Raw genomic sequence first — 2,048 nt, forward strand, 5'->3', positions numbered from 1 at the left:
TTGGGCGCCGCCGGCTCCGGGGCGGGCCGCTCCGCGGGCGTCGGCGCGGGCTTCGGCGCCGGCTTCTGCCCGGGCTTCGGCGACTCCTCGCCCTGCTCCGCCCCGACACCGTGGCCCGACTCCCCCGCGCCGCCCGGAAGGGCCATCAGACGGGCCCGTGCGGCCGGTACGGCGGGCGCGGGGACAGACCTGGCACCCTGTGCGAACCGGGCCCGTACGTCCTGCTCGGCGAGCGTCTGGCAGCGGTCCAGCAGCGCGGCCGCCACCGGGTTCCCGCGCAGCGCACGAAGCGCCGCGAGATCGTCCGGCGTCGGCCGGTGCCCCGCGCCCAGCGCCTCCTCCAGGAGGGTGAGATAGCCGGCCGCGGCACCCGGGAGCGCGGCCCGGTACCGACCGAGGTCGGCCACCAGGAACGCACGCAGTCTCGCCCCCTCGCACATCGCCTCGTCGAACGACTCGGCGAGCCGGAAACAGTCCTGGACGTCGTCGGCGGACGCTTGGCCGGGGTGAAGGGCGAGGGCGAGGGCGCGTCGGAGCACACGCAGCTCCTCCGCGCCGAACGCCATACCGCCGCGGGATCCATATGGCGTGGGCATGCGGCGACGCTACCGCTAATCGGACAAAAGTGACGAATTGGGCTGGTGTTTCGCCGCGTGTCGCTCCCTGTTTCCCTCGACCGGGGCTACGTTTCCCCCGGCAGGGGCCACACCACCGCGGCACCGGCGCCGGGCCCCTCACGCCGGTCCCCTCACAGACGCGACACGTTCCGCTCGTACACCAGGCGCAGCCCGATCAGCGTCAGCCACGGCTGGTGCTCGTCGATCACCGAGGACTCCCCCAGCACCATCGGCGCCAGCCCGCCCGTGGCGATCACCCGCACGTCGTCCGGATCGTCGGCGAGCTCCCGCGCCATGCGGCTGACGACCCCGTCGACCTGCCCGGCGAAGCCGTACACGATGCCGGACTGCATGGCCTCGACGGTGTTCTTCCCGATCACGCTGCGCGGCCGGGCCACCTCGATCTTGCGCAGCTGCGCGCCCTTGACACCGAGCGCCTCCACGGAGATCTCGATGCCGGGCGCAATGACCCCGCCGACGTACTCCCCGCGTGCGGAGACAGCGTCGAACGTGGTCGCCGTACCGAAGTCGACGACGATCGCCGGGCCGCCGTACAGCTCGACGGCCGCGACCGCATTGATGATCCGGTCCGCGCCGACCTCCTTGGGGTTGTCGGTGAGGATCGGTACGCCCGTCTTCACGCCCGGCTCCACCAGGACGGCGGGTACGTCGCCGTAGTAGCGCCGGGTGACCTCGCGCAGCTCGTGCAGGACCGACGGGACGGTCGCGCAGATCGCGATGCCGTCGATGCCGTCGCCCAGCTCCTCGCCGAGCAGCGGGTGCATGCCCATCAGGCCCTGGAGCAGCACCGCCAGCTCGTCCGCCGTGCGGCGCGCGTCCGTGGAGATGCGCCAGTGCTCGACGATGTCCCCGCCGTCGAACAGGCCGAGGACGGTGTGCGTGTTGCCGACGTCGATCGTGAGGAGCATGGCCGTTACTCCGCCTCGCGCAGGTCGAGGCCGATGTCCAGGATCGGCGCGGAGTGGGTGAGCGCGCCGACGGCCAGGAAGTCCACGCCCGTGTCGGCGTACATGCGCGCGATGTCGAGCGTCAGCCGCCCGGAGGCCTCCAGCAGCGCCCGCCCGCGGACGATCCCGACGGCCTCCGCGCACTCGTCGGGCGTGAAGTTGTCCAGCAGGATCAGGTCCGCGCCCGCCTCGACGACCTCGCGCAGCTGGTGCAGGGTGTCGACCTCGACCTCGATCGGGATGTCCGGGAAGTTCTCCCGCACGGCCTTGAAGGCCTGCGCGACGCCACCGGCGGCGACCACGTGGTTGTCCTTCACCAGGGCCGCGTCGGACAGCGACATGCGGTGGTTGACGCCGCCGCCGCAGCGGACGGCGAACTTCTCCAGCGAGCGCAGGCCTGGGGTCGTCTTGCGGGTGTCCCGCACACGCGTCTTGGTGCCCTCCAGGGCGTCCGCCCACGCGC

2 protein-coding genes and 1 pseudogene are annotated in these 2,048 nt (G+C 72.7%); all 3 read right to left on the bottom strand.

Annotated elements, in window-relative coordinates:
• A partial coding sequence (locus tag M878_RS94405) for a hypothetical protein (protein ID WP_023547679.1) occupies positions 1-566 on the bottom strand: 566 nt, incomplete at its 3' end.
• 182 nt (positions 567-748) lie between these two features.
• Positions 749-1,546, bottom strand: a complete 798-nt coding sequence (locus M878_RS67300; RefSeq protein WP_023547680.1) for a type III pantothenate kinase — start codon at positions 1,544-1,546, stop codon at positions 749-751.
• Between the two features lie 5 nt (positions 1,547-1,551).
• A pseudogene (gene nadC / locus M878_RS99925) lies at positions 1,552-2,048 on the bottom strand (carboxylating nicotinate-nucleotide diphosphorylase); the annotation flags it as partial.

Origin of the sequence: Streptomyces roseochromogenus subsp. oscitans DS 12.976 (assembly GCF_000497445.1) — a bacterium.
In the GTDB taxonomy this organism is placed as follows: domain Bacteria; phylum Actinomycetota; class Actinomycetes; order Streptomycetales; family Streptomycetaceae; genus Streptomyces; species Streptomyces oscitans.